Source organism: Rubrivivax soli (assembly GCF_049810355.1).
GTDB lineage: Bacteria > Pseudomonadota > Gammaproteobacteria > Burkholderiales > Burkholderiaceae_C > Rubrivivax.
On sequence record NZ_CP187368.1, the window covers coordinates 5140563 to 5166364 of the forward strand.

Annotated in this window: 19 protein-coding genes and 1 pseudogene; 11 read left to right on the top strand and 9 right to left on the bottom strand. The window is 72.8% G+C overall.

Translation table 11 applies throughout. The annotated features are described in order from the left end of the window. Positions 1 to 395 precede the first annotated feature (395 nt). The 3 genes from ACPOLB_RS23665 to ACPOLB_RS23675 form a co-directional block, all read right to left on the bottom strand. The gene (locus ACPOLB_RS23665; protein WP_425258504.1) at positions 396 to 806 is read right to left on the bottom strand and encodes a hypothetical protein; all 411 of its coding nucleotides are present in this window, start codon (positions 804 to 806) and stop codon (positions 396 to 398) included. A gap of 149 nt (positions 807 to 955) precedes the next feature. After that, positions 956 to 1363 carry a hypothetical protein gene (locus ACPOLB_RS23670; protein ID WP_425258505.1) on the bottom strand — a complete coding sequence of 136 codons (408 nt, stop codon included), beginning with the start codon at positions 1361 to 1363 and terminating at the stop codon, positions 956 to 958. 604 nt (positions 1364 to 1967) lie between these two features. After that, positions 1968 to 2480, bottom strand: coding sequence for a DUF5710 domain-containing protein (locus ACPOLB_RS23675; protein ID WP_425258506.1), 513 nt, complete (start codon positions 2478 to 2480; stop codon positions 1968 to 1970). A 111-nt stretch (positions 2481 to 2591) separates the two neighbouring features. On the opposite strand from ACPOLB_RS23675, the pseudogene ACPOLB_RS23680 reads away from it, so the two are divergent. The 6 genes and pseudogenes from ACPOLB_RS23680 to ACPOLB_RS23705 all read left to right on the top strand — a co-directional run. After that, positions 2592 to 3623, top strand: a pseudogene (locus tag ACPOLB_RS23680) (integron integrase); the annotation flags it as partial. A 140-nt stretch (positions 3624 to 3763) separates the two neighbouring features. Further along, positions 3764 to 7081: an error-prone DNA polymerase gene (locus ACPOLB_RS23685; RefSeq protein ID WP_425258507.1), complete on the top strand. Its 3318-nt coding sequence runs from the start codon at positions 3764 to 3766 to the stop codon at positions 7079 to 7081. Between the two features lie 70 nt (positions 7082 to 7151). After that, on the top strand, positions 7152 to 8564 hold the full coding sequence (locus ACPOLB_RS23690; protein WP_425258508.1) for an acyl-CoA thioester hydrolase/BAAT C-terminal domain-containing protein: 1413 nt from the start codon (positions 7152 to 7154) through the stop codon (positions 8562 to 8564). A 40-nt stretch (positions 8565 to 8604) separates the two neighbouring features. After that, a complete protein-coding gene (gene ypfH / locus ACPOLB_RS23695; protein WP_425258509.1) occupies positions 8605 to 9318 on the top strand; it encodes an esterase in 714 nt (237 codons plus the stop codon). Positions 9319 to 9340: 22 nt separating this feature from the next. Then, positions 9341 to 10120, top strand: a complete 780-nt coding sequence (gene yaaA / locus ACPOLB_RS23700; protein WP_425258510.1) for a peroxide stress protein YaaA — start codon at positions 9341 to 9343, stop codon at positions 10118 to 10120. A gap of 18 nt (positions 10121 to 10138) precedes the next feature. After that, complete coding sequence (locus ACPOLB_RS23705) at positions 10139 to 11002, top strand: 2OG-Fe(II) oxygenase (protein ID WP_425258511.1); 864 nt, start codon at positions 10139 to 10141, stop codon at positions 11000 to 11002. Between the two features lie 28 nt (positions 11003 to 11030). Here ACPOLB_RS23705 and ACPOLB_RS23710 read toward each other — a convergent pair whose 3' ends face one another. The 3 genes from ACPOLB_RS23710 to ACPOLB_RS23720 are packed head-to-tail and all read right to left on the bottom strand — an operon-like array spanning position 11031 to position 14292. After that, a complete protein-coding gene (locus ACPOLB_RS23710) occupies positions 11031 to 12284 on the bottom strand; it encodes an MgtC/SapB family protein (protein ID WP_425258512.1) in 1254 nt (417 codons plus the stop codon). Further along, on the bottom strand, positions 12281 to 13636 hold the full coding sequence (locus ACPOLB_RS23715; protein ID WP_425258513.1) for an MBL fold metallo-hydrolase RNA specificity domain-containing protein: 1356 nt from the start codon (positions 13634 to 13636) through the stop codon (positions 12281 to 12283). The genes ACPOLB_RS23710 and ACPOLB_RS23715 overlap by 4 nt, the downstream gene beginning before the upstream one ends. Further along, positions 13636 to 14292, bottom strand: a complete 657-nt coding sequence (locus tag ACPOLB_RS23720; protein WP_425258514.1) for a hypothetical protein — start codon at positions 14290 to 14292, stop codon at positions 13636 to 13638. Before ACPOLB_RS23720 ends, ACPOLB_RS23715 begins: the two co-directional genes overlap by 1 nt. Positions 14293 to 14374: 82 nt before the next feature. Between ACPOLB_RS23720 and ACPOLB_RS23725 the strand changes: the two genes are divergently transcribed. From ACPOLB_RS23725 to ACPOLB_RS23740, 4 genes are read left to right on the top strand one after another with little or no spacing between them, the layout of a single operon-like run. Continuing rightward, a complete protein-coding gene (locus ACPOLB_RS23725) occupies positions 14375 to 15763 on the top strand; it encodes a Rieske 2Fe-2S domain-containing protein (RefSeq protein WP_425258515.1) in 1389 nt (462 codons plus the stop codon). Next, positions 15760 to 17256 (top strand): glutamine synthetase, encoded by a 1497-nt coding sequence (locus ACPOLB_RS23730; RefSeq protein ID WP_425258516.1) that lies wholly within the window; start codon positions 15760 to 15762, stop codon positions 17254 to 17256. Before ACPOLB_RS23725 ends, ACPOLB_RS23730 begins: the two co-directional genes overlap by 4 nt. Before the next feature lie 59 nt (positions 17257 to 17315). Next, the gene (locus ACPOLB_RS23735; protein WP_425258517.1) at positions 17316 to 17807 is read left to right on the top strand and encodes a TRAP transporter small permease; all 492 of its coding nucleotides are present in this window, start codon (positions 17316 to 17318) and stop codon (positions 17805 to 17807) included. Further along, positions 17804 to 19126 (top strand): TRAP transporter large permease, encoded by a 1323-nt coding sequence (locus tag ACPOLB_RS23740; RefSeq protein WP_425258518.1) that lies wholly within the window; start codon positions 17804 to 17806, stop codon positions 19124 to 19126. The genes ACPOLB_RS23735 and ACPOLB_RS23740 overlap by 4 nt, the downstream gene beginning before the upstream one ends. A 16-nt stretch (positions 19127 to 19142) precedes the next feature. Here ACPOLB_RS23740 and ACPOLB_RS23745 read toward each other — a convergent pair whose 3' ends face one another. Then, the gene (locus ACPOLB_RS23745; protein WP_425258519.1) at positions 19143 to 19973 is read right to left on the bottom strand and encodes a phosphate/phosphite/phosphonate ABC transporter substrate-binding protein; all 831 of its coding nucleotides are present in this window, start codon (positions 19971 to 19973) and stop codon (positions 19143 to 19145) included. Next, on the bottom strand, positions 19970 to 22285 hold the full coding sequence (locus ACPOLB_RS23750) for an ATP-binding protein (protein WP_425258520.1): 2316 nt from the start codon (positions 22283 to 22285) through the stop codon (positions 19970 to 19972). The genes ACPOLB_RS23745 and ACPOLB_RS23750 overlap by 4 nt, the downstream gene beginning before the upstream one ends. Positions 22286 to 22447: 162 nt before the next feature. On the opposite strand from ACPOLB_RS23750, the gene ACPOLB_RS23755 reads away from it, so the two are divergent. Beyond that, complete coding sequence (locus ACPOLB_RS23755) at positions 22448 to 23488, top strand: TRAP transporter substrate-binding protein (protein ID WP_425258521.1); 1041 nt, start codon at positions 22448 to 22450, stop codon at positions 23486 to 23488. 38 nt (positions 23489 to 23526) lie between these two features. Here ACPOLB_RS23755 and ACPOLB_RS23760 read toward each other — a convergent pair whose 3' ends face one another. Then, positions 23527 to 25488 (bottom strand): AsmA family protein, encoded by a 1962-nt coding sequence (locus ACPOLB_RS23760; protein WP_425258522.1) that lies wholly within the window; start codon positions 25486 to 25488, stop codon positions 23527 to 23529. Positions 25489 to 25802 lie beyond the last annotated feature (314 nt).

Below are 25802 nucleotides of genomic sequence, written 5' to 3' on the forward strand. Positions count from 1 at the left end.
AAGACAAAGGCCCGCGAATGCTCCAAAGACAGTCCTTAGAAGCGGACGACCCTCTTCGCGCTCGTCGGGTAGCGAGTCAAAGGCCAGGATTCCACCAAACATGAAGCCGAAGCAGGCGAAACTCGCAACGAGCTTCCCGTGGTTCGACCCGCCCTGTTCCCTTACAAGCAACTCAAGTACACCGAACGCGGCGAAAGCGAGCGCAGAGCAAACCGCGATGATCAATCCGAGGCGGGCCGACGTGGTGTGCTTCATGAGGCCTAACGTTCGAGGTAAGCGGGAGCCGACGGCGAGGCGCCAGGCTCGGGCTGCGGAGAATGTAGCGGGCCGCGGCCCGGGCCTGGCGACTTGCCGTTGGCTCTCCGCTTGACCGAGGGGTTAGGCCTCACTCGCTGCTACACATGCTGGGCCCATGACATACCAAAGAAGCCGAGCACGGCGCCGACTCCGCTAGCGAGTGCGATCCCCTCAAACGGTGCGTTGAATATGGCGGCGATGGCGCCGAATGCCACTGCCCCTGCAGCTACTCTCTTGCGAGTTCCACTTCCTGCCTCGGCCTCTTTGAAGTCAGTGACAACAATGACACCGAGGAAGATGCCAAAGATCAGCAGCGAGGCTACTACCTGAAGAGTTCTGGTCGATGCCGACCATGCCGAGATGCCGGAGGCTTGCATCAGCATGTAGGCCGTGAAAACGATGGCAACCAAGATGACTGGTCTGACTTCTCCTGCGACGAGCCACTTCGCAAACCGGCTTGCGTGCGATTTGTTCCCGGCTTGAGAGTCGGTTGAAGGTTCATCACTCATCGGAGCGTCCAGGGGCGGGCTGTGAGGCCTAACGTTCGAGCTAAGCGGGCGACGACGGCAGGACGCCAGGCCCGGGCTGGTGAAAATGTACCGCGTACCGCCAGACCGGGCCTGGTGGCCTACCGTTGGCGCTCCGCTTGAGCGAGGGGTTAGGCGTCACTGTTTGACCGGTGCGCATAGTACGCAGCCGAGAACGACGCGATTGCCGAGGGCCAGAGTACAAAGACTGCGTACGTCGTTGCCAGCGCGTTCAGTATCCACACCCAGCTGGGGATCTTGCGTTGTTCCGCGCGCTTGAACCAGTGCCACGCGGCCAAGCCCATGTAAATGACTGGGAGCGCAGTCATCAGGAAGAAGAACCACGGATGCTCTGATTCGGTAAACAGGTATGCGGTGAGGGTTACCGCGTGCTCAGTGGAGGTTTGGGTGCTCGGAATGCCCGATGTGAAGAGTATCGTCCACATGCCGATAGGGCCCACTGCGGCCAGTAACAGCAGCGCGCTTGCGACCGTGCGATTCCGAACTCTTGATGATGTTTGCAGCACGGGGCGGTTCAAAAAGCATTCTTCCTACGGTGGGGCAGCGATGCGGGTCGCTTGTGACGCCTAACGTTCGAGGTAAGCGGGAGCCGACGGTGTGGCGCTTGGCCCGCGGGACGGATGATGAAGCACAGCGGCCCGCGGGCCAAGCGCCACGCCGTTGGCTCTCCGCTTGACCGAGGGGTTAGGCACCGCATTTGGCAGTGACCGAAGGCGGAACAGACAACTTGGCCGGGGTTGCTGGCGAAGGCGAGCAGTTCCAGAGCTACGGCTGCCTGTGAGCGAAGAGCGAGAAGAATGAGACGGAGCGCAAGCAGACCTGCGAACTTCGTGCTGGAACAATGATGACACCCCAACGGCCACGCCGCCGGCCCAGCCGAACCACGAAGCCGTACTTCCCTTCACTGAGCGGAGAGACGTCCGGAGCGAGCGCATTCGGTCTTCGGAGTTGAAATCACAAGCGCGACACAGCAGGAAGACGGGTATTCAGCGCGGGACTGCAGGCCATCGCGCAGAAGAGCGCGAAAGGTTCGCTGCGGTGCCTAACGTGCTGTAGACCCCACCCCACCCACCCATCCATAGGCAGGCATGGCCAATGGGCCCGATGGTTGACTATAGATGGCTACTCGCCGCGCCCTGGCCGGATGCGGTGGGCCAGATGCAGCGTCTGCGCGGCTTCGGCTGAAACGTACCAGATGCGCTGATCGGGATCCCAGCGCGCGCCCAGGGCCTGGGCCCAGCGGCGCAGTTCCACTTCGTCATAGCCCAGATCGACCTCCAGCCGGTGCCGGCGCAGCCGTGTCTGCGGCAGCCACGCCGCGTCGACCACGAGTTCCACCGTCGTGAACCGGCACAACCGGTGCGCGTCCTGCCGGTAGCGCACGCACACCAGGCGCAGGCCGTGCTCTGCCAGGCACTGCACCGTGCCGCCCTGCGGCGGCCACAAGGTCTTGGTCACGTGCGTGTTCCTGCCAGCCAGCAGGACGTGCGCCTCCTCCAGCGTCGGCCCGGCGCCGCGGCTGGGCGCCGCTGCTGGAGCCGGCGCAGCCCAGGACAGCGCCGATCGTCGCCGTCGGCGCTGCAACGGCGGCAACGGCGGTTCCGGGTCGGCGTCGGGCGGGGGCAACGGATCCATCGGCGGTTCTCCCTGGCCCGGTGGGCGCGGCGGGCGCCGTCGGGCCTCTTGCAGTGTGGTGCGGTTTGTGAGACTGTATATAAACACAGTTTCTCTGTCGAGGCATCGCCCATGCACGAACCCCCGGACTCCCCGCTGCCCGCACCCGCCGCTCCCACACCCACCCCACGCCTGCTCGACGCCTTGCGCGAACGCATCCGCTACCTGCACTACAGCCGGCGCACCGAGGCCGCCTACCTGCACTGGGTGCGCGCCTTCATCCACTTCCACGCATGCCGCCATCCGTCGGAACTCGGCCAGCCCGAGGTCGAGGCCTTCCTCTCCTGGCTCGCGCACGACCGCCAGGTGGCGCCGGCCACGCACCAGCAGGCCTTGTCGGCGCTGCTGTTCCTGTACCAGAAGGTGCTGCAGCAGCATCTGCCGTGGATGGCCGACATCGGCCGGCCGCAGGGGGAACGTCGGCTGCCGGTGGTGCTGTCCACCAGCGAGGTGGCGGCGGTGCTGGCACACCTCGACGCGCAGCAGTTCCAGCAGCAGCAGGGCACGCCGCATGGCCTGATCGGGCGGCTGCTCTACGGCACCGGCATGCGCCTGCTCGAAGGCCTGCGGCTGCGCGTGAAGGACATCGACTTCGACCGCCGCGCCATCGTCGTGCGTGAAGGCAAGGGCGCCAAGGACCGCGTCGTGATGCTGCCGGCCGCGCTGGAAGCGCCGCTGCGCGAGCAACTCGCGCAGGCCCGTGCCGTCTGGGCCGCCGACCGCGCCGCCGATCTGCCGGGCGTGCATGTGCCGCACGGGCTGGCGCGCAAGTACCCGCGGGCGGCGCAGTCCTGGGCCTGGCACTGGGTGTTCCCGCAGGCCCGCCTGTCGGTCGACCCGCGTGGCGCCGGTGAACGCCGCCACCACGTGCTCGAAGGCAGTTTCCAGCGCAGCTTCAAGGCAGCGCTGCAGGCCGCGCAGGTGCACAAGCCGGCCTCGCCGCACACGCTGCGCCATTCGTTCGCCACCCACCTGCTGCAGGCCGGCTACGACATCCGCACCGTGCAGGAACTGCTGGGCCACGCCGACGTCAGCACCACGATGATCTACACGCACGTGCTGCGTCTGGGCGGTGGCGCCGTGCGCAGCCCGCTCGACGCGATGCTGGCGCCGGGTGTCGCCACCGCCCCGGCCACGGCCGCCGCTGCAGCCAGCCCCGCCCGCCCGGCCAACCCGTACCTGCCCGGCCTGCCGGCCAAGCGCCCGCCCCGCGCCCGTGAACCCGACCCCGCCTACGCCCTGCCGTGTCTCGCCTTCCTGGTACGCCCTCCCCAGCCGGCCACAGCCTGCCTGGCTACGCCGAGCTGATCTGCCGCAGCAACTTCAGCTTCCTCGACGGTGCCTCGCACCCCGAGGAGCTGGTGGCGCGCGCGCAGGCGCTGCGTTACGCCGCGCTCGCCATCACCGACGAATGCTCGGTGGCCGGCATCGTGCGCGCGCACCTGGAAGCGCAGCGCCTGGGCCTGCCGCTGCTGATCGGCAGCGACTTCCACCTGCACCCCCATGCCGCGGCGGCGTCGGCACCGCCTGCACCGCCGCCATCGGCCGGCGCCATGCCCGCTGACCCCGCTGACCCCGCCGACGCCCCTCCCGACCCGCCGCCTGCGCATCCCAGCGGCCCGCGCCTGGTGATGCTCGCCATGTCGCGCCGCGGCTACGCCAACCTGGTGCAGTGGATCACCGTCTGCCGCCGCCGCGCGCCCAAGGGCAGCTACCGCGCCGAGATGGCCGACCTGGAAGGCCGCGTGGCGGCCGCGCCCATGCTGGCCGGGCTGCCGGGCTGCCTGGCGCTGCTGGTGGTGTCGGCGCCGCAGCCCGGGGCTGCAGCCGCCCCCGACCTCTTCGAGACCCTGTTCGCGCACGCGCTGTGGCTCAAGACCTGGTTCGGCGACCGCGCCGCGCTCGCGCTGCCGCTGCTGCTGCAGCCGCACGACGCGCTGCTGGCCGACACCGCGCAGCGTGTGTCCACGCTCACCGGCCTGCCCATCGCGGCCGTGGGCGACGTGCGCATGCACGCCCGCTCGCGGCAGCCGCTGCGCGACGCGCTGACGGCCACGCGGCTGCGCCGCAGCGTCGCCGCCAGCGGCACCGCGCTGGCCGCCAATGCCGAAGCCCACCTGCGCCCGCGCACGCGGCTGGCGCGGCTGTACCGGCCCGAGTGGCTGCACAACACGCTGGCGCTGGCCGCGCGCTGCACGTTCTCGCTGCACGAGCTGCGCTACGAATACCCGCGCGAGATCGTCCCCGACGGCCACACGCCCACCAGCTGGCTGCGCACGCTGGTCGAGCAGGGCGCCGTGCGCCGGTTCCCCGGCGGGCTGCCCGACCAGGTGCGCGGCCAGATCGAGCACGAGCTGGCGCTGATCGCGCAGCTGCAGTACGAGGCCTACTTCCTCACCGTGGCCGACATCGTGCAGTGGGCGCGCGCGCAGGGCATCCTGTGCCAGGGCCGCGGCAGCGCCGCCAACTCGGCGGTCTGCTATTGCCTGGAGGTCACGGCGGTCGACCCGGCGCGCAACGGCATGCTGCTGTTCGAGCGCTTCCTCAGCGTCGAGCGCAACGAGCCGCCCGACATCGACATCGACTTCGAGCACCAGCGCCGCGAAGAGGTCATCCAGTACATCTACCGCAAGTACGGCCGCGAGCGCGCCGCGCTCACCGGCGTCGTCATCAGCTACCGCCCGCGTTCGGCGCTGCGCGACATGGGGCGCGCGCTGGGGCTGGACCTCGACCGCATCGAGGCCGTGGCCAAGAGCCAGCACTGGTTCGACGGCCGCCGCATCGACGCCGAGCGCCTGCGCGAGAACGGCTTCGACCCCGACAGCCCGCTGTGCCGGCTGTGGGTCGAGCTGACGCAGACGCTGATCGGCTTCCCGCGCCACCTCAGCCAGCACCCGGGCGGCTTCGTCATCGCGCGCGACAGCCTGGCGCAGCTGGTGCCGGTCGAGAACGCCGCGATGGACGGCCGCAGCGTCATCCAGTGGGACAAGGACGACCTCGACGCGCTGCGGCTCATCAAGGTCGACATCCTGGCGCTGGGCATGCTCAGCGCGATCCGGCGCGCGCTGCAGATGGTCTCGGCCAAGCGCGGGCAGGCGCTGGAGCTGCACCACATCCCCGACGGCGACGAAGCCACCTGGGACATGCTGTGCCGCGCCGACAGCGTGGGCGTGTTCCAGGTCGAGAGCCGGGCGCAGATGAGCATGCTGCCGCGGCTGCGGCCGCGCTGCTACTACGACCTCGTGATCGAGGTCGCCATCGTGCGGCCCGGGCCCATCCAGGGCGGCATGGTCCATCCCTACCTGAAGCGCCGCAACGGCGAGGAAAGCAGCGCGCTGCCGTTCCCCGAACTGGCCCCTGCGCTGGGTCGCACACTGGGCGTGCCGATCTTCCAGGAACAGGTGATGCAGCTGGCGATGATCGCCGCCGACTTCACGGCCGGCGAGGCCGACCAGCTGCGCCGCGCGATGGCCGCCTGGAAGCGCAAGGGCGGCCTCGGCCCCTTCCACGAACGCCTGGTCGGCCGCATGGTCGAGAAGGGCTACGACCGCGACTACGCCGAGCGCATCTTCAAGCAGATCGAGGGCTTCGGCGAATACGGCTTCCCGGAAAGCCACGCCGCCAGCTTCGCGCTGCTGGTCTACGCCAGCGCCTGGCTCAAGTGCCACCACCCCGACGCCTTCCTGGCGGCGCTGCTGAACAGCCAGCCGATGGGCTTCTACGCGCCGGCGCAGCTGGTGCGCGACGCGCGCGAGCACGGCGTGCAGGTGCTGCCGGTCGACGTGCGGCACAGCGCCTGGGAGAGCACGCTCGAAGGCGCGCCCGATGCCGCCACCGGCCTGTGCGCGGTGCGCCTGGGCCTGGGGCGCGTCAGCGGGCTGGCGCAGGACGCGGCCGACCGCCTGGTGGCCGCGCGCGGGCAGGGCGTCTTCGCCAGTGCCGAAGACCTGGCGCGCCGCGCCGGGCTCGACGCGCACGCGCTGGCGCTGCTGGCGCAGGCCGACGCGCTGCACGGCCTGGCCGGCCACCGGCGGCAGGCAGCCTGGGCCGTGGCCGGTGTCGACACCCGTGCCACGCCGCTGCTGCGCGCCACGCGCACGCACGAAGACGGCGCGGTCGATGCGCTGCCGCTGCCGGCGCCGCAGCCGGCCGACACCGTGCTGGCCGACTACCGCAGCACCGGCCTCAGCCTCAGCCAGCACCCGGTGGCGCTCCTGCGGCCGCAGCTGGCGGCGTTCCGCGTGCAGCCGGCCGCGGTGCTGCGCCACTACCCCAACGGCCGGCTGGCGCGCGCCAGCGGCCTCGTCACGCACCGGCAGCGGCCCGAGACGGCGCACGGCGTCGTCTTCGTGACTCTGGAAGACGAGACCGGCGCCGTCAACGTCATCGTCTGGCCGCAGCTGGTGCAGGCGCAGCGCCAGCCGCTGCTGGCCAGCACGCTGCTCACGGTCTACGGCGTCTGGCAGTGCGAAGGCGAGGTGCGTCACCTGGTGGCGCGGCGGCTGGTCGACCACACGCCGCTGCTGCAGGGCCTGGCCACCAGCAGCCGCAACTTCCGGTGACCCCGCGCGCGGTGCTGACCTCGCCGCTGCGGTTAGTCTTGGTCACCGTCCACTTCGCCCCCCACGCCCGATGAAGACGCTGCCGTCCCTGGGTGCGCTGCGCGCGCCGCTCGCCACACTCGTCACGACCGCCACGCTGGCCCTGCTGGGTGCACTGCTCGGCGCCGCGCCGGCACAGGCCCAGCGCTTCGACGTGCAGCCCGCCTCCGGCGAGGTGCTGCCCGGCGCGCCGGTGCAGATCCGCCTGGCGGGCCTGCCGCCGCGGGCGGCGCTGACGCTCGCGGCCACGCGCGCCGTGCGCGACTTCAGCGGCCGGCGCCTGTACGCCGCGCAGGCCGACTTCACGGCTGGCGCCGACGGCACGCTCGACCTGGCCACTGCCGAGCCGCTGCCCGGCGGCAGCTACAGCGGCGCCGACCTGCGCGGGCTGATGTGGTCGATGGTGCCGCAGCGCGAGGCCCCGGCCGACCTGGCCAGTTACGGTGACGGCGAAGTGCGCCTGGCCGCCCGCATCGGCGGCCAGACCGTGGCCACGCAGACGCTGCAGCTGCGCAGCGCCGCGCCGGCGCTGCAGTGGCGCGAGGCCACGCCCTTTCCGGGCGCGAAGCTGGCCTGGCTGCCGGGCGGCGCGGCGAAGAAGCCGGCCATCATCGCGCTCGGTGGCAGCGAAGGCGGCAGCTTCATCCTGCGCCAGGCCGGGCTGCTGGCCTCGCACGGGTACGCGGTGCTCGGGCTGCCGTACTACTCGCCCGCGGCGTGGGGCGCCGCCGGCCCGCAGCCGCCCGAACTGCCGGCCTTGCCGGCGGCCTTCGCCGACATCCCGGTCGACCGCCTGCAGCAGGCCCGCGACTGGCTGGCGCAGCAGCCCGAGGTCGATGCCGCGCGCATCGCGCTGTACGGCGTCAGCAAGGGCGCCGAGTTCGTGTTGATCGCCTCGACGAAGTTCGACTGGGTGCGCAGCGTCGTCGCCATCGTGCCCAGCGACGTGGTCTGGGAAGGCTGGGGCCCGGGCGTGGTGGGCGGGCAGCGGTCGTCGTTTGCGTGGCAGGGCAAGCCGCTGCCGTTCGTGCCCTACGTCGACTTCGAGCAGGAGTTCCTGGGCTTCCAGACCGGCCAGCCGGTGCGCATCCGCCGCCCGCACGACCGCGGCCGCGCCGCGCACCCGCAGCGCATCGACGCCGCGCGCATCCCGGTGGAGCAGTTCGCCGGCCCGCTGCTGGTGGTGGGCGGCCACGACGACCAGGTCTGGGACAGCGGCGGCATGGCCGCCAACATCCTGAAGCGCCGCGGCGCTGCGGGCCGCGAGACGGTGGCGCTGATCTACCGCGACGCCGGGCACGCGCTCAGCGGCAGCGGCTGGTCGCCCAGCACGCAGACCAACCTGGGTCCGATGCAGATGGGCGGCCAGCCCGCGGCCGACGCCCGCGCGCAGGCCGAGGCCTTCGCGCAGACGCTGGCCTTCCTGGCGCGCACGCTGCAGTAGGGTCCAGTCGAGCCGCTGGCGGCCTTGCACAATCGGGGGCATGCAACTCCCGATCGAATGGCTGCCCGCGCAGGGCGCCCCCGAGCAACTGATGCTGCTGCTGCACGGCGTGGGCAGCAGCGGTGCCGCGATGGCGCCGCTGGCGCAGGCACTGCGCGCCGAGTTCCCGCAGGCGGCGCTGCTGGCGCCCGATGCGCCGCACGCCTTCGACGACCCGGCCGCCGCCCCAGGCGCGCGCCAGTGGTTTTCGGTGCAGGGCATCGACGAGGCCAGCCGTGTCGAACGGGTGCAGGCCGCGCTGCCCGGGCTGCTGGACTGGATCCGCCAGACGCAGCAGCGCCTGGGCGTGGGCACGGCGGCCACCGCGATCGCCGGCTTCTCGCAGGGCGGCATCCTCGCGCTGGAGACGGCGCTGGCCGCCGACGGCCTGGCCGGGCGCGTGCTGGCCTTCGGCGCGCGCTTCGCGCAGCCGCCGCAGCAGGCGCCGCGCGCCACCACGCTGCACCTGTTCCACGGCAGCGCCGACCCGGTGATCCCGGCGCAGCACGCCCGCGACGCACTTGAGGCGCTGGCCGCGCTGAACGGCGACGCCACGATGGACATCGCCGAAGGCGTGGGCCACGTGCTGCACCCGGTGCTGGCGCAGCGCGCCATCTTCCGGCTGCGCAACCACATCCCGGCACGCACCTGGGCGGCAGCGATGGGGGCCGTGCCCGGCCTCCCGGTTTCCGACTCTGACCACGACCACGACTGACCGCCCCCCTCGTCCATTCCCCATGCTGTACCTGCTGTCCCCCGCCAAGTCCCTGGACTACACCTCCCCCGTGCCCGCCGCCGTGGCCCGGCAGGCGACCGAGCCGCAGTTCTCCGCGCGCGCGGCCGAGCTGATCGCCGTGCTGCGCCGCAAGACGCCGGCCGAGGTGGCGTCGCTGATGGCGCTGTCCGACACGCTGGCGGCGCTGAACGTCGGCCGCTACGCCGCCTGGCAGCCGCAGGCCACGCCGGCCAACAGCAAGCCGGCGGTGCTGGCCTTCGACGGCGACGTCTACGGCGGCCTCGACGCGAAGACGCTGAAGACCGCCGACCTGCGCTGGGCGCAGCAGCACCTGGTGCTGCTGTCGGGCCTGTACGGCGTGCTGCGCCCTTTGGACCGCCTGCAGCCCTACCGGCTGGAGATGGGCACGGCGCTGGCCACGCCGCACGGCAAGGACCTGTACGCCTACTGGGGCGACACCGTGGCCGAGCACCTGAACGCGCTGCAGGCCGACGCCGCGCGCCCGGTGGTGGTGAACCTGGCCTCCAACGAGTACGCCCGCGTGGCGCTGCGCCCGGCGCTGCGCGCGCGTGTCATCGACTGCGTGTTCGAGGACTGGAAGGGCGACCGCTACAAGATCATCAGCTTCTTCGCCAAGCGCGCGCGCGGGCTGATGGCGCGCTACGTGGTGCAGCACCGCATCACCACGCCGAAGAAGCTGCTGGGCTTCGACGCCGACGGCTACGCCCACGTGCCCGAGGTGTCCACGCCCGACCGGCTGGTGTTCCGCCGACGCGTCTGACGGAGGAAAATGCCGGCCATGACCACCGCCACCACCCAGACCGTCACCGACGAACTGCGCCGCTGGATCATCGCCCAGGCCGAAGCCGGCTGCCGCCCGGAAGACGTCGTCGCCGCGATGATGCACAGCGGCTGGGACGAGAACACCGCGATGACCGCGCTCGAGACCACGCTGCGCGAGCGGCTGGACGCGGTGGCCGCGGCGCGCCAGGCGCTGCCGCCGCAGGTGCCCGTGCCCGAGCCGGCGCTGGCGGGTTCGCCGCCGGCGCTGCTGGCGGGCGGCCACCGCGTCGACGTGCTCGTGTCCATGCACAGCCCGCGCGTGGTGGTGTTCGGCGGCCTGCTCACGCACGCCGAGTGCGATGCGCTGATGGACCTGGCCCGGCCGCGCCTGCTGCGCTCGGAGACCGTGGACAACAGCACCGGCGGCAGCGAGGTCAACGCCGCGCGCACCAGCGACGGCATGTTCTTCGAGCGCGGCGAGACCCCGCTCATCACCCGCATCGAGCAGCGCATCGCCGCGCTCGTGAACTGGCCGCTGGTCAACGGCGAAGGGCTGCAGATCCTGCGCTACCGGCCCGGCGCCGAGTACAAGCCGCACCACGACTACTTCGACCCCGCGCTGCCGGGCAGCGCCACCATCCTCAAGCGCGGCGGCCAGCGCGTGGGCACGCTGGTGATCTACCTCAACACGCCCGAGGCCGGCGGCGCCACCACCTTCCCCGACGTGCACCTGGAAGTGGCGCCGGTGAAGGGCAACGCCGTGTTCTTCAGCTACGACCGGCCGCACCCGGTGACACGCACGCTGCACGGCGGCGCACCGGTCACGCAGGGCGAGAAGTGGGTGGCGACGAAGTGGCTGCGCGAGGGCGAGTTCGTCTGAACCGCCACCGCTGCCGGCCGCTGCCGCGTCAGGCCGCCAGCAGCAGCACCGCCCAGCCGCAGGCGGTGGACGCCGCCAGCGACAGCGCCACGCGCGTGCCGAAGCCACCACCGCCGGCCGTGAAGGCCACCACGCTGCGGGTCAGCGCGTTGGTGCTCACGGCCAGCAGCACCGCCAGGCCGGCGTCGTCCAGCGCCACCTGACCGGCGGCGTGCAGTCCGCCGAGCGCCGTGACGCTGGCGTGCGCATCGGCCAGCGCCGACAGCGCCACGCTCGCGAACACCCCCTGCACGCCGAAGTGGCGCTGCGCCGCGCCCACGGCCAGCGTCACCACCGACAGCAGCGCCGCCACCAGCAACGCCTCGCGCACGCGCAGCGGACCGCCGCCTCGGAGCTGCAGCGTGGCCGCGGCGGCGGCGCCGCGGGCGCGCCACACGCCGCTGCCGGCGGCCACCAGCAGCGCCGCCACCGCCGCAGGCGCGATGTGCCGGGCCAGCGGCGGCGACACCGCGGTCAGCATCAGCAGCGCCTGCACCCAGGTGGCGGCGGTGGACAGCATCGCGCCCGCCTCGCAGGCCGCCTGCCGCGCCGGTTCGGCGCGTGCGCGTGCGCCCATCGAGGCCACGGTGGCAGTGCTGGAGACGAAGCCCGAGAACAGCCCCGACAGCGCCAGCCCGGCGCGGGCGCCGAACAGCCGCAGCGCCACGTGGCCCGCGGCCTGCAGCGCCAGGATCAGCAGCACCAGCAGCCCCAGCATGCGCGGCTGCAGCCCGCCCAGCCAGGCCACCGGCGCGGCCGGCAGCAGCGGCAGCGCCACCAGCAGCAGCGCCGCCAGCAGCAGCGCGTCGTGCAGTTCGCCTTCGCTCAAGGCGCGCGTGGCGAAGCGGTGCAGCCGCTCGCGTGCCGCAAGCAGCACGGCCACCACCACCGCGGCGGCAGCGCCCGCCGCCGGCGCCTGCGCGCACAGCACGCCCACCAGGTACGTGACGACCAGCGCCAGCTCGGTGGTGAGCCCGGGGTCGCGCTGGCGCGCGACGAACTGGCTGCGTGCGTAGGCCACGCCCACCAGCACCAGCACCGCCAGCCCGCCCAGCGCCACCAGCAGCGGCTGCTGCAGTGTCTGCGCCAGGCCGCCGGCCAGCGCCGCCAGCGTGAAGCTGCGGATGCCGGCGGCCTCGCGGTCGCGGCCGCGGCCCTTGCGCCGCTCGCGTTCCAGGCCGATCAGCAGTCCGCTGCCCAGCGCCGCCGCCAGGCCCCAGAGCGCGGGGACGGCCTGCGTCACACCGTCACGCGTTCGCCGTGTTCCGGCACGCGCACACGCCAGTGCAGCGTGTCGGCGATGCGCGAGCGCAGGGCGTCGGCGGCCTCGGGCTCGCCGTGCACCACGAAGGTCTGGCGCGGCGCCTGCGCCTGCCCGCCCAGCCAGGCCAGCAGTTCGCCGGCATCGGCATGGCCCGAGAAGCCCTCGAGATGGCTGACCTGCGCGCGCACAGGCACGTACGCGCCGTGGATCTTCACCTCCGTCGCGCCCGCCACCAGCTTGGCACCGCGGCTGCCGCTGACCTGGAAGCCCGGGAACACGATGTGGTGCCGCGGCTCGGGCGCCATCACCTTCAGGTGGTGCAGCACGCGCCCGCCGGTGGCCATGCCGCTGGCCGAGAGGATGACGCTGGGGTAGCGCGAGCGCACCAGCCGCATCGACTGCTGCGGCGTCTCGACCATGCGCACGCCATCCACCAGCGCGCGCACCTCGGCCGGCTTCACGCGCAGCAGCGCACCGTGCTTGCGGTACAGCGTGGTGGCGGCCACGGCCATCGGGCTGTCCAGGAAGATCGGCAGGTCCTCGGGGATCAGTCCGCGGCGGCGCAGGCGCTGCAGCACCAGCAGCAGCGCCTGCGCGCGGCCCACGGCGAAGGTGGGCAGCAGCACCGAGCCGCCGCGGCCGATGGTGTCGCGCACGATGGCGCCCAGGCGCTCCATCACGTCTTCGGGCGGGTGCAGGCGGTTGCCGTAGGTCGACTCGACCAGCAGCACGCCGGCCTCGGGCAGCGGTGCGGGCGGCGGCATCAGCAGGTCGTTGCTGCGGCCGACGTCGCCGCTGAAGACCAGGCTGTCGTCGCCGTGGCGCACCTGCACCGCGCAGGCCCCCAGCAGGTGGCCCACCGGGTGCAGCTGCACGGTCACCGGGCCCAGCGGCAGCACGCGCCCCGGGGCCAGCGGCACCAGCTGCGCCAGCGCACGGCGCGCGTCGGCCTTGGTGTACAGCGGCAGCGCCTTGGCATGGCGCGAGTAGCCGTAGCGGTTGGCGCGGCGCGCGTCTTCTTCCTGCAGGTGCGCGCTGTCGAGCAGCAGCACCTCGGCCAGCGCGCAGGTGGCCGGGCTGGCGTAGACGCGGCCACGCCAGCCGGCCTTGGCCATCGCCGGCAGGAAGCCGCTGTGGTCGAGGTGGGCGTGGCTCAGCACGATGGCGTCCACGCCCAGCAGCTCGGGGCCGGGCGGCGCCCAGTTGCGTTCGCGCAGCACCTTGAAGCCCTGGTACAGGCCGCAGTCGAGCAGCAGGCTCTGGCCGCCGATGTCGACGCGGTGGCGCGAGCCGGTGACGCTGTCGGCAGCGCCGAGGAAGTGCAGTTGCATCAGCGGGTCCGTCCCAGGGTTTGCAGCCGTGCCGACGACAGGACGTGCACGCCGGGCCCGGCCTCGGCGGCGGCGCCCAGCAGCGCCCGCGCGACGGTGGCCGCCTCGATCGGCCGCCAGGCCGCCGGCACCAGCCGGCCCAGCGGCGCGGTGAGCGCGTGGCCCCACTGCTCGCCGCGGCGCACGGGCTGCCCGAGCGCGGCGCGGTCGCCGACCAGCAGCGAGGGCCGCGCCAGCAGCAGCGTCCGGAAGCCCAGCGCCTGCAGCGCGTCCTCGGCCTCGCCCTTGACGCGGCTGTAGAAGTTGCGCGAGCCGGCGTCGGCGCCCAGCGCCGACACGGCCGCGAAGCAGCGCACGCCCGCGGCGCGTGCGGCGGTCGCGAAGGCCAGCACGGCGTCGAAGTCCACCGCGCGGAAGGCCGCCTGCGAGCCGGCCACCGCGATCGTGGTGCCCAGCGCGCAGAACGCCGTGCGTGCAGCGGGCAGGGCCGGCAGCGCGGTGAAGTCCACCACCTGCTCGGCCACCAGCGGCCGCGTCGGGCCGCTGGCGCCGGGCTTGCGCACCAGCGCCGTCAACCGGCCCGGGCCCGGCCACTGGCGCGCCAGCTCGCGGCCCACCAGCCCCGAGGCACCCGCGAGCACTGCGTCGTTGTCCATCGCCCGATGCTAGCCCCGCCGGGCCCGCGCCTGCGTGTTGTCGCGCATTGCCGCCCTGCGGGCCCGCACCTAGACTGGCCCGATGCTTGCCGAACACAACGACCTGGTCACCCGCATCGGTCCGGGCACGCCCTGCGGCGACCTGATGCGCCGCTACTGGCAGCCCGCCGCGCTGCTGGACGAATTCGACCCGCGCCTGGACCCGCGCATGGACCAGCGCCCGGTGAAGGCCGTGCGCCTGCTGGGCCAGGACCTCGTGCTGTTCCGCGACGGCGCGGGCACCTTCGGGCTGATCGACCGCGACTGCCCGCACCGCGGCGCCGACCTGGCGTTCGGCCGCCTCGAGCCCGACGGCCTGCGCTGCCCGTTCCACGGCTGGAAGTTCGCGCCCGACGGCCGCTGCCTGGAGACACCGGCCGAACCGATGGGTTCGACGCTGTGCCAGCGCGTGCGCCAGCGCAGCTACCCGGTGCAGGTGCGCGCCGGCGTGGTCTTCGCCTACCTCGGCCCCGAAGGCAGCACGCCGCCGGCGCTGCCGGCCTTCGATGCCTTCGTGGCACCGGCCAGCCACAGCTTCGCGTTCAAGGGGCTGTGGCACTGCAACTGGCTGCAGGCCTTCGAGGTCGGCATCGACCCCGCGCACCCGAGCTTCCTGCACCGCTACCTGCAGGACGAGCACGGCGACGAGGCCAAGGCCTACGGCCGCCAGTTCCGCGCCGCCAGCGCCGGCAGCGTGGCCGGCGAGCGCTGGCCGATGACGCGCGTGATGCGCGAGGTCTGCAGCCCCGAGATCCACCACGCGCAGGTCGCGCCCGGCCTCACGCGGCTGACGACGCTGCGCCACATCGACGACGCGCTGACGCACGTGCGCGTGACGCACGCGGCCTTCCCGCACACCTTCGTGATCCCGCTGTCGGAGACGGTCACCATCACGCAGCTGCACGTGCCGGTGGACGACACGCACACCTACTGGTATTCGTTCTTCACCAGTTTCGCCGGCCCGCTGGACAAGGAGACCATGCGCCGCCAGCGCCTGGCCCACATGACGCTGCCCGACTACGTGCCCGTGCACGGCAGGCACGACCACTGGAACTTCGATCCCGAAGAGCAGCGCACGCGCACCTTCCTGGGCATGGGCGAGGAAGACATCAACCTGCACGACCAGTGGGCGGTGGAGAGCATGGGCCCGATCCAGGACCGCACGCGCGAGCACCTGGGCACCAGCGACAAGGTCATCCTCGCGCACCGCCGGCTGCTGCTGCAGGCCATCGAGACGGTGCGCCAGGGCGGCACGCCGCCGATGGCGCTGGCCCCCGCGCAGGCCGCGGCGCTGCAGGGCCCCGACACGATGGACTGCATCGCCCCGGCCGCCGACTGGCAAGCGCACTGGCAGGCACAGGCGGCGGCCAAGCGCGCCGGGGCAGCGTGGGGGCAGGCGGGCAGCACGGCGAGTTCGGAAACGCCGGCATGAGCTGCTTCGCACAGCGCTGCGGTGTCTTCGACGCCGCGGCCGCCGAACGCGTGCAGCAGGCCGCCCGCGACTGGGGCCTGGACCAGGTGCGCATCGCCTGGGGCGACCTGCACGGCGCCTGGCGTGGCAAGACGCTGATGCCGGGCGCGTTGCGTGCGGCGTTCGAGGACGGCGTCGGCATGGTCAGCACGCTGCTGCTGAAGGACAGCGCGGACCGCACCGCGCTGCCGGTGTTCGCGTCGGGTGCGCTGCAGGGCCTGCCGGGCCTGGCGGGCCTGGGCCGCGCCAACAACGTGCTGCTGCTGCCCGACCCCGACAGCTTCCGCGTGCTGCCGTGGGCGCCGGGCACCGGCTGGCTGCAGGCCCAGCCCTGGTTCGAGGACGGCAGCCCGGTGCCGATCGACCCGCGCGGCGTGCTGCAGGCGGCGCTGAAGCGGCTGGCCGATGCCGGCTTCGGGCTGACCTGCGGGCTGGAGGTCGAGTTCCACGTCTACCGCATCACCGATGCCCGCGACGACCCCGCGCAGGCCGCGTGGCCGGCCGAGCCGCCCGCGGTGGCGCTGCTGCACCCGGGCTGGCAACTGCTGAGCGAAGCCCACGCCGACGCCTGCGACGACATGCTGGCCCTCGTGCGCCGCACCGCGCAGGGCCTGGGCCTGCCGCTGCGCTCGCTGGAGATCGAGATGGGCCCGAGCCAGTTCGAGGCCGTGTTCGACGCCACCGACGCGCTGGCCGCGGCCGACCAGATGCTGCTGTTCCGCAACGGCGTGCGCCAGGCGCTGCGGCGCGCCGGCTTTCTCGCCACCTTCGTCTGCCGGCCGCCCTTCGACAGCATCATGTCCAGCGGCTGGCACCTGCACCAGTCGCTGCGGCGGCTGGCCGACGGCAGCAATGCCTTCGTGCCCCACGGCGAAGACGGCGACGGCAGCGACGCCGGCACGCGCGCCGGCCGCGACGACGCCCGCCACTGGCTGTCCGCCGCCGGCAGTGCCTGGCTGGCCGGTCTGCTGGCGCACGCGCGCGGCGCGGCGCTGTGCGCGGTGCCCACCGTGAACGGCTACGAACGCTTCCGCCCCGACAGCATGGCGCCGGTGGCGGTGCAGTGGGGCCGCGACCACCGCGGCACGATGCTGCGCGTGCTGGGCGGGCCGGGCGACGCCGCCACGCGCATCGAGAACCGTCTCGGCGAGCCGCTGGCCAACCCGTACCTCTACATCGCCTCGCAGGTGCACGCGGGGCTCGACGGCCTGCAGCGCGGCCTGCAGCCGCCGCCGGCCACCGATGCGCTGGACGGCGCAGGCGCCGCAGAGCGCCTGCCCGCGGGGCTGCCGGAGGCCATCGCCGCGTTCGAGGCCGACGCCACCCTCACCGGCGGGCTGGGCGCGCCGCTGGCGGCCGCGTACAGTGCCGTCAAGCGCGCCGAGCAGGCACGCCACGACGAAGCCGACGACCCCGCCGCCTGGCAGCGGCGCGAGTACTTCGGCCGCTACTGACTGCCAACATCACAGGCGTCGGCGCCGACGCCGACACCGCGCTCCGGAGGGACCCGATCTTGCGACTTCTCACCCTGCTGGCGCAGGCCTGTGCCGTGCTGGCCGGCTGCCTGCTGACCGTCATCACGCTGATGACCTGCGCCAGCCTCGTCGGCCGCAACACCACCGGCTGGACCATCGTCGGCGACTTCGAGCTCTCGGGCGCCGCGGCGGGTGCGGCCATCGCGCTGTTCCTGCCCTGGTGCCAGGTCAGGCGCGGCAACATCATCGTCGACTTCTTCACCGCGCGCGCCGGGGCCGCCACGCATGCGGCCATGGACCGCGTCGGCGCGCTGCTGTACGCGCTGGTGATGGCGCTGATGGCCTGGCGCACCGCGGTGGGCGGGCTGAGCGCGTGGCAGTCGCAGTCGGGCACGATGATGCTGGGCCTGCCGGAGTGGATCGTCTACGCCGGCATGGTGCCGCCGCTGGCGCTGTGCGTGGTGATCGGCCTGGTGCAGGCCGTGCGCGGCTTCGAGGGCCTGACCGCGGCCTCGGAGGCACGCGCATGACGCCGATCGCGCTGACCGTGCTGATCTTCGCCACCATGCTCGGGCTGATGGCGGTGCGCGTGCCGATCGCGATCGCGATGTTCGCCGCGGGCGCCCTGGGCTATGTGCTGAAGGCGGGCTGGCTGCCGCTGGCGAGCTTCCTCAACACGCAGGCCTTCGCGCGCTTCGCCAGCTACGACCTGAGCGTGATCCCGCTGTTCATCCTGATGGGCAACTTCGCCACGCAGGGCGGCATCTCGAAAGCCTTGTTCAACTTCGCGGCGGCGGTGATGGGCCGCTTCCGCGGCGGCCTGGCGATGGCCTCGGTGCTGGCCAGCGCGGCCTTCGGCGCCATTTGCGGCTCGTCGGTGGCCACCGCTGCCACGATCACGCAGGTGGCCCTGCCCGAGATGCGCCGCCACGGCTACAGCGGCCGCCTGGCAACCGGCGCCCTGGCCGCCGGCGGCACGCTGGGCATCCTGATCCCGCCGTCGGTGCCGCTGGTCATCTACGCCATCCTGACCGAGCAGAACATCGCCAAGCTGTTCGCTGCGGCGATGGTGCCCGGGATCATCGCGATGCTCGGCTACATGCTGGCCATCGGCATCTACGTGCGCCTGGTGCCGGGCCACGCGCCCGAGCACGACAGCGCAGGCACCCCGAAGCTCGATGCCGGCCTGCTGGGGGGCGTGGCGCCGATCGCGGCCATCTTCGTGCTCGTGTTCGGCGGCATCTACACCGGCAAGTTCACGCCCACCGAAGGTGCTGCGGTGGGCGCCGCGGCCACCTTCGTCGCGGCGCTGGCCAAGCGCGAGATCACCTGGGCCAAGTTCAAGCAGTGCTTCTACGCCACGGCCGAGAGCTCGGCGATGATCTTCCTGATCTTCCTCGGCGCCGACCTGATGAACGCGGCGCTGGCGCTGACGCAGGTGCCGGCGCAGCTGGCCGGCGTGGTGGGCAGCTGGGGGCTGAGCCCGCTGCTGGTGGTCAGCGCCATCTTGCTGTTCTACGTGGTGCTGGGCGCGGTGATGGACGAGCTGTCGATGATCCTGCTGACCATCCCGATCTTCTTCCCGATGGTGATGGGCCTGGACTTCGGCATGCCCAGGGAAAGTGTCGCGATCTGGTTCGGCATCATGGTGCTGATGACGGTGGGCTTCGGCCTGCTGGCGCCGCCGGTGGGGCTGAACGTCTACGTCGTCAACGGGCTCGCGAAGAACGTGCCCATCGCCGAGAGCTACCGCGGTGTGCTGCCCTTCCTGGCCAGCGACGTGCTGCGCACGCTGCTGCTGCTGTTCTTCCCCGCGGTGTCGCTGTGGCTGGTGAAGGTGCTGGTGTAGCGGCGCGGGCGCCGCGTCAGCGCGCGCCCTGCGCCAGCAGCTGCCGCGCCACGACCACGTAGGCATCCAGGGCCGCCATGCTGGCCGCCGGCACCGGGCGCAGCGGGGCGTTGCTGGCCGCGCGGGGCCGCGCCGGGTCGGGCTGGAAGGCCAGCAGCGCTGCGCGCAGGTCCTCGCGCTCCGCTGCCGGCAGGTCGTGTCGCGCCAGGAACAGCGGGCCCGGGATGCCGCCGATGCGCACCAGCACGCGCTCGCCGCGCGGGGTGCTGGCGGGCAAGGTGGCCAGTTGCGTGTCGGCGGCCACGAAGGCGCCGATCTCGCCGCGTTCCAGCGCGTACAGCGCCGCATTCACCGACGGTTGCGCCACCACCGTCACCGCGCCGTCCAGGCCCTGCGCCTGCAGCCAGGCGCGGCCCACGGTGGCCGTGAGCGACAGCGCGTCCAGCATGCCCACGCGCTGCCCGCGCAGGTCGCCGATGCTGCGCACCGGGCCGGCGCCCCGCACGCCGACGACCACCTCCACGCGTTCGTCGGGCCCTGCCAGCATCTGGTAGCGCCAGTCCAGCATCGCCAGCCGCGCCAGGTGCGCGGGCAACTGCACCACGTCGTGCTCGCCGCGCCGGGCTTCGCCGACCAGGCTGTGGAAGTCGCGCGAGGTCACCATCTCCACCGGACGCTGCAGCGCGTGTTCCAGGTGCTCGCGCAGCGGGCGGAACACGGCCAGCAGCGCGGCCGGGGACAGGAACGGCGCGAGCGCGATGCGCAGCGGCGGGCGCTGCGCGGTGGCGGCGCCGGCGAGCGCCCAGCCCGTGCCCAGCCAAGCCAGGCTGGCGCGGCGTGTCGTCATGGCGGTGGCTCCGGAGCGGCGGGGCGTGCGGCCAGCACGCGGTCCAGCCGCGCCAGCAGCGCGGCCACGTCGATGGGCTTGGTCAGGTAGGCCTGGAAGCCGGCGGCCATGGCGCGGCGGATGTCCGCCGGCATCGCGTTGGCGCTGAGCGCCAGCAGCGGCAGCCCGCGCGTGGCGGGGTCGCGCTGCAGCCGGCGGCACAGCTCCACGCCGTCCAGCCCCGGCAGGTCGATGTCGATGAGCGCGAGGTCCAGCGTGCCCGCACGCGCACCGTCCTGGGCGCGCCGCAGGCCGAGATGGCCGTCGGCGGCCACCTCGAGCTGCCAGCCCGGCCGCAGGCGCAGCACCTGGCGCAGCAGTTCCACGTTCGACGGGTTGTCTTCCACGTACAGCAGGCGGCGCATGGCACCGTCGGGTACGGGATCCGCGGCGGGCGGCTGCGCCGGCACGGGTGCCGTGACCTGCGGCGGCGCACAGGCCGGCAGCGCGACGCTGAAGACCGAACCCACCCCGGGTTGCGACTGCACGTCGAGCACGCCGCCCATCAGGTCGACCAGGCGCCGCGTGATCACGAGGCCGATGCCCGTGCCCTCGGTCGCCTCGCCGTCGGCCACGAAGCGCGTGAACGGCTGGTACAGCTGCTGCAGCTGTTCGGGCTGGAAGCCGCGGCCGGTGTCGTGCACGCTGAGCACGCGGCGCCCGTCCCCGGGCGCGTGCACGGAGAGCGTCACGCTGCCGCCGTCGCGGTTGTACTTGATGGCATTGCTGAGCAGGTTCGTGAGCACCTGCTTGAGCCGCTTGCGGTCGCCCAGCACCCAGGCGCCGCCGGCCTCGGCGGCGGGCGGCTGCAGCGTGATGCCGCGCGCCGTGGCCTGGGCCCGCAGCATCGGCAGCGTCTCGGCCGCCAGCGCGACCAGTTCCACCGGCTCGAGCGAGGTCGTCATCGCGCCGGCCTCGATGCGCGCGAGGTCGAGCACGTCGTTGATGAGCGCCAGCAGGTGCCAGCCGGCCGCCTCGATCTGCTGCAGCCGGCCCAGGTCGGTCTCGTTCAGGCGCTGCCGCTCCAGCGACAGCAGCTGCGAGAAGCCGAGGATGGCGTTGAGCGGCGTGCGCAGCTCGTGGCTCATGCGCGAGAGGAACTCGCTCTTGGACTGGCTGGCGCGCTCGGCCTCGTCCTTGGCGCGCTGCAGCTCGGCGGTGCGCTCGCGCACGCGCTGCTCCAGGCGTTCGTTGCTGTCGCGCAGTTGCCGCTCGGCTTCGACGTGCGGCGTGATGTCGGTCAAGGTGGCGAGCGCCGCCCAGGGGCTGGACTCGCCGACACGCCGCAGCGGCGAGGCATTGACGCTGACCCAGGAGCTGCTGCCGTCGGGGCGTTCGATGCGGGCGCGGCGGTCGCGCTCGGGCTGGCCGGATTGCAGGGCCAGCCGCGTGGCACGGCGCTCGTCGGGCACCAGCACGCCCTCGGCGTCGAACAGCCGCGTGCCGCTGCGGGTCGGGTCGAAGATGCGGCCCTGCTCGCGCTGCATCGCATGCAGGCGCAGGAAGGTCTCGTTGCAGTCGATCAGGCGGTTGTCGCGGTCGACGATCACGAAGCCCTCGCTCAGCGTGTCGAGCACGCCGCGCAGGAACTGCTGGTTGTCCTGCAGCTCGGTGAGCTGGCTCTGCACCGCCTGCGCCATGCGGTTGAAGGCGCCGCTGAGCTCGTCGAGTTCCTGCACGCGGCTCGGCGGCAGGCGCGTGGCGTAGTCGCCGCCGGCGATGCGCCTGCTGGCCGCGGACAGCTGCCTGAAGCCGCGGCTGAGCCAGCCCATGCCCAGCGCCAGCAGCAGCATGCCGGTGAGCAGCACGCCGGCGCCGATCGCCAGGCCGTTGCGCCACAGGCGTTCGCGCGCCAGCGTCAGGGCGTCGGTGCGGATGCCGAAACGCACCAGGCCCAGGGTCTGGCCGGCCAGCTGCACCGGCACCTCGGCCACGCGGTGGCCGCCGGGCTGCACGCCGCCCGGCCCGGCCTGCGGCACCGTGCCGGCACGGGCGACGACGCGCTGGCGCGTGTCGAGCAGCTCGACGAAGTCGAGGTTGCGGCTGCGCATGTTCTGCTCGACCAGTTCGGTGATGGTCGGGTAGTCGCGCACCGCCAGCAGGGGGCCGAGTGCGGCCACCATCAGCGGCGCGTAGGCCTGCTGCTCTTCCTCGAAGCGCTCGTCCAGCACCTGCTGCATCAGGTGCTGCGCGTTCCAAAGCAGCAGCAGCACCATGGCCGCGAAGGTGACCAGGCTGACCAGCAGGTACTGACTGCGCAGGGTGCGGAACAAGCCGGGGAGGTCCTGGGTGTCGGATTGCCGTCGATTCTCGCGCATCCCCGCGGAGGGACTCGCGCCGCGCTGCGCCGGTTGGATCAGGGTAAACCGCGAAGCCCGCCGCAGGGGCGGCCGCTACCTTCGACGCTTCACCATCACCCGCCGGAGACCGCTTCGATGAAACGCCGTTCCCTGCTGCAAGGCGCCGCCGCCGCAGCCACCCTGGGCACCCCGCTGGCCGCGCTGGCGCAGCAGACCGTGACGCTGAAGTTCCACACCTTCATGTCGCCGCAGTCCAACGTGTGGCTGCTGATGCACAAGCCCTGGATGGAGAAGGTCGAGAAGGAGTCCGGCGGCCGCATCAAGTTCGAGGGCTACCCGGCGATGCAGCTCGGCGGCACGCCGGTGCAACTGTACGACCAGGCGCGCGACGGCGTCGTCGACGTGGTGTGGACGTTGCCTGGCAACACCGCCGGCCGCTTCCCGCGCATCGAGGCCTTCGAGCTGCCGTTCATGATGAACAACGCCGAGGCCACGTCCAAGGCCTACTGGGAGTACGTGCAGACCGTCGCCCCCGACGAGTTCAAGGACACGCACGTCATTGCGCTGCACGTGCACGGCCCGGGCATGTTCCATTCCGCCAGCAAGCAGATCAAGACGGCCGGCGACCTGCGCGGCATGAAGGTGCGCGGCCCGACGCGCCAGGTGACGAAGATGCTGGGCTCGCTCGGCGCCATTCCCGTGGGCATGCCGCTGCCGGGCATCCCCGACGCGCTGAGCAAGGGCACCATCGAGGCCTGCGTGATCCCCTGGGAGGTGGTGCCCTCGGTGAAGGTGCACGAGCTGACCAAGTTCCACAGCGAATTCGACGGCAGCGGCCCGGCGCTCTACACCACCACCTTCGTGATGGCGATGAACAAGGCCAGGTACGAGGGCCTGGCGCCCGACCTGAAGAAGGTGATCGACGCCAACTCGGGCATGGCCACTTCGGCCTGGCTGGGCAAGACGCAGCAGGGCAACGACGCCAACGGCCGCAAGAGCGCCGTCGACCGCGGCAACACCATCTACACCATCAGCGCCGCCGACCGCGAGCAGTTCATCAAGCAGTCGGCGCAGATCGACGACGAATGGGTGGCCGACATGGGCAAGCGCGGCTTCGACGGCAAGAAGCTGCTGCAGACCGCGCGCGACCTCATCGCAAAGCACGGAAAAGCCTGATCCGGCGAGCGGATCGCAGCTGGGAGCGAGCCCGGGAGCTACTTCCTGAGTAGATCCTGCAGCTTGTCCCCCAACCGTTGCCTGGCGTCGTCCTTGGCCTTGTCGAGCGCTTCCCGCGCCTTCGGCTCCAGCTTCTGCTTCGCGAGGTCGCGCGCCATGCTGCCGAACTCGACGCGGTAGCGCAGCGCGTCGAAGGGGCCCTGCAGCCGCACCGGAATGGTCTGGCCGCGCAGGGCCTGCAGTTCGGGGCCGCCCTGGCCCTCTAGCGTGGCCACCACGGTGGCCTGCACCAGGTAGTCGAGCGTGCGGCGGCCGATGTCGATGTCGCCGTTGCCGCCCACCCGCAGCAGCGGCGAGCTGGCCTGCAGGTCGTCGTTGCGGGCCACGCCATCGCGGATGCGGAAGCTGGCGGTGAGCGCGCTGAAGTCGGTGCTCTCGGCGGCGCTGGCGCTGCCGGACTGGACATCGCCGCCGGTCAGCTGCGCGCGGGCGCGGCGCAGCGTCTGCGCCACGTTGATGCCGCGCACCATGCCGTCGCGCAACACCACGCGGGCGCCGCCCTGCAGCGCGCCCGGCAGCGCCGCCACACTGCCGCCCTGGGTGGCCAGGTCCAGCACCACGTCGCCCACGCCTTCCAGCGGCGCCGGCTTCGCCAGCAGGTCGGCCAGCAGCGGGCCCACGCGCACGCCCGTCAGTGCGGCCTGCAGCGCAAAGCGGGGCACCGCCGCCGCCTGCACACCCACGCGGCCCGAGAGCCGCCCGCCGTACAGCTGCGCCGCCAGTGACGCCAGCTCGATGCGGCCGCCCGCCGCCCGCAGGTCGGTGCGCAGCGCGGTGGTCTTCAGCCCCGCCACCTGCAGCGCACCCACGCGCACGGCGCCGCGCGCGTCGAGGGCGGCCAGTGCCGACAGGTCCAGGGGCGTCTCGGTCGCCGGCGCGCTGGCAGCCGCGGCCGCCGCGGGCGCCGGGCTGCGGTAGCGGTCGAGGTCGATCTGGTCGACCTCCAGATCGAAGCGGATGGCGGCCGGTGTGAAGCTGGCCAGGCCCAGTTTGGCCTGGAACTGGCTGCGGTCCAGGCGCCCGGCCAGTGTGCTGTCCAGGCGCTGCCGCGCCAGGTCCAGCGCTGCGCTGCCGGCGCTGCGCAGCTGCAGGCTGCCGGCATCGGCCTGCAGCTCCAGCGCCGGCACCTGCAGCGAACGCGCGGCCCAGGTGGCGCTGGGCACGCTCAGCCGGAGCTGCAGGCCGGTCAGCGTGGCCACGCGCCCCGCGACTTCGGCGCGCACCGTCTCCAGCGTGATGCGGTCGAGTGCCGCCGTGGCCGTCACACGGGCCTGCAGCTGCAGCGTGGTGTCGATCTGCGGTGCATCCCCGGCCAGCCGGCCCTGGAATTGCAGGTCCACCGGCAGCCCCGGCACCACGCGGCCGGTGCGCAGGCTGGCGTGCGACAGCGTCAGCCGACGCGGCCCGGCGCGGTCGTCCAGCCGCAGCGTGGTGTCGGTGAGCGCGATGCCGGCGATGTCGAACTGCAGCGGCCGGACCGGCACTGCCGAGGCGGCGCCATCTGCGGACGGCGTCGGGGCCGACGCGGGCGTGCTCGCGCGGGTGCCGAGCAGGTCGTCGATGCTGGTGCTGCCGTCGGCGTTGCGCACCAGCTGCACATCGAGGCCATCGATCTCGATGCGGTCCACCACCAGCTGCCGCCGCAGCAGCGGCCACAGGGCCACCGAGACCTGGGCCGATCGCAGCGCCGCGAAGGGCTCGGCGCTGCGCGGCGCCGACAGGGCCACGGCCCCGACACGCGCGCCGAGCGTGGGGAACAGGCGCAGCTCCACCGGCCCGGGCACCGCCAGCGTGCGGCCGGTGCGGGCCTGCACCTGCTCGATCAGCCAGGCCTTGTGGGCGTCGGGGTCGAAGGTGGCGACGAACAGGCCGATGGCGGCCAGCAGCAGGGCCAGCAGGACGGCGGCAAGGATGGCGGTGGTCTTCAGCAGGCGGCGCATGGGTGCGAGCGTGCCACCATTGGGGGGCCCGGGCGTGTGTGACTGTGACAGCCCGCCCGCGGACCCCCCAGAAAAGTGGGGCCGGTGCCCGCGGCACGGGCGCCGGCCCCGAAGGTCGCGGCCCCTTCGTGGGGTTGTGCCCCGGGGTCGCTGGAGGAGGGTCGATCAGGAGCAGACACAGGACACCTGCTCCGGAAGGCAATGTAGGACGCCGCCCGCGCCTTGCCAACACCCGCATGACGGACGGGCGCCTGCGCGGGACGAGCCGCGACCGGCCGCGACGGGCTGCTGCCGGCGGCGTCAGGCCGGCGGCA

Excerpts from the sequence above, each read along its gene's own strand:
- ACPOLB_RS23675 (WP_425258506.1), bottom strand. The coding sequence starts at position 2,480 with ATGGATCCGTTGCCCCCGCCCGACGCCGACCCGGAACCGCCGTTGCCG.
- ACPOLB_RS23755 (WP_425258521.1), top strand. The coding sequence starts at position 22,448 with ATGAAACGCCGTTCCCTGCTGCAAGGCGCCGCCGCCGCAGCCACCCTG.
- yaaA (WP_425258510.1), top strand. The coding sequence starts at position 9,341 with ATGCTGTACCTGCTGTCCCCCGCCAAGTCCCTGGACTACACCTCCCCC.
- ACPOLB_RS23690 (WP_425258508.1), top strand. The coding sequence starts at position 7,152 with ATGAAGACGCTGCCGTCCCTGGGTGCGCTGCGCGCGCCGCTCGCCACA.
- ACPOLB_RS23715 (WP_425258513.1), bottom strand. The coding sequence starts at position 13,636 with ATGCAACTGCACTTCCTCGGCGCTGCCGACAGCGTCACCGGCTCGCGC.
- ACPOLB_RS23730 (WP_425258516.1), top strand. The coding sequence starts at position 15,760 with ATGAGCTGCTTCGCACAGCGCTGCGGTGTCTTCGACGCCGCGGCCGCC.
- ACPOLB_RS23725 (WP_425258515.1), top strand. The coding sequence starts at position 14,375 with ATGCTTGCCGAACACAACGACCTGGTCACCCGCATCGGTCCGGGCACG.
- ACPOLB_RS23705 (WP_425258511.1), top strand. The coding sequence starts at position 10,139 with ATGACCACCGCCACCACCCAGACCGTCACCGACGAACTGCGCCGCTGG.
- ACPOLB_RS23720 (WP_425258514.1), bottom strand. The coding sequence starts at position 14,292 with ATGGACAACGACGCAGTGCTCGCGGGTGCCTCGGGGCTGGTGGGCCGC.
- ACPOLB_RS23760 (WP_425258522.1), bottom strand. The coding sequence starts at position 25,488 with ATGCGCCGCCTGCTGAAGACCACCGCCATCCTTGCCGCCGTCCTGCTG.
- ACPOLB_RS23665 (WP_425258504.1), bottom strand. The coding sequence starts at position 806 with ATGAGTGATGAACCTTCAACCGACTCTCAAGCCGGGAACAAATCGCAC.
- ACPOLB_RS23745 (WP_425258519.1), bottom strand. The coding sequence starts at position 19,973 with ATGACGACACGCCGCGCCAGCCTGGCTTGGCTGGGCACGGGCTGGGCG.
- ypfH (WP_425258509.1), top strand. The coding sequence starts at position 8,605 with ATGCAACTCCCGATCGAATGGCTGCCCGCGCAGGGCGCCCCCGAGCAA.
- ACPOLB_RS23740 (WP_425258518.1), top strand. The coding sequence starts at position 17,804 with ATGACGCCGATCGCGCTGACCGTGCTGATCTTCGCCACCATGCTCGGG.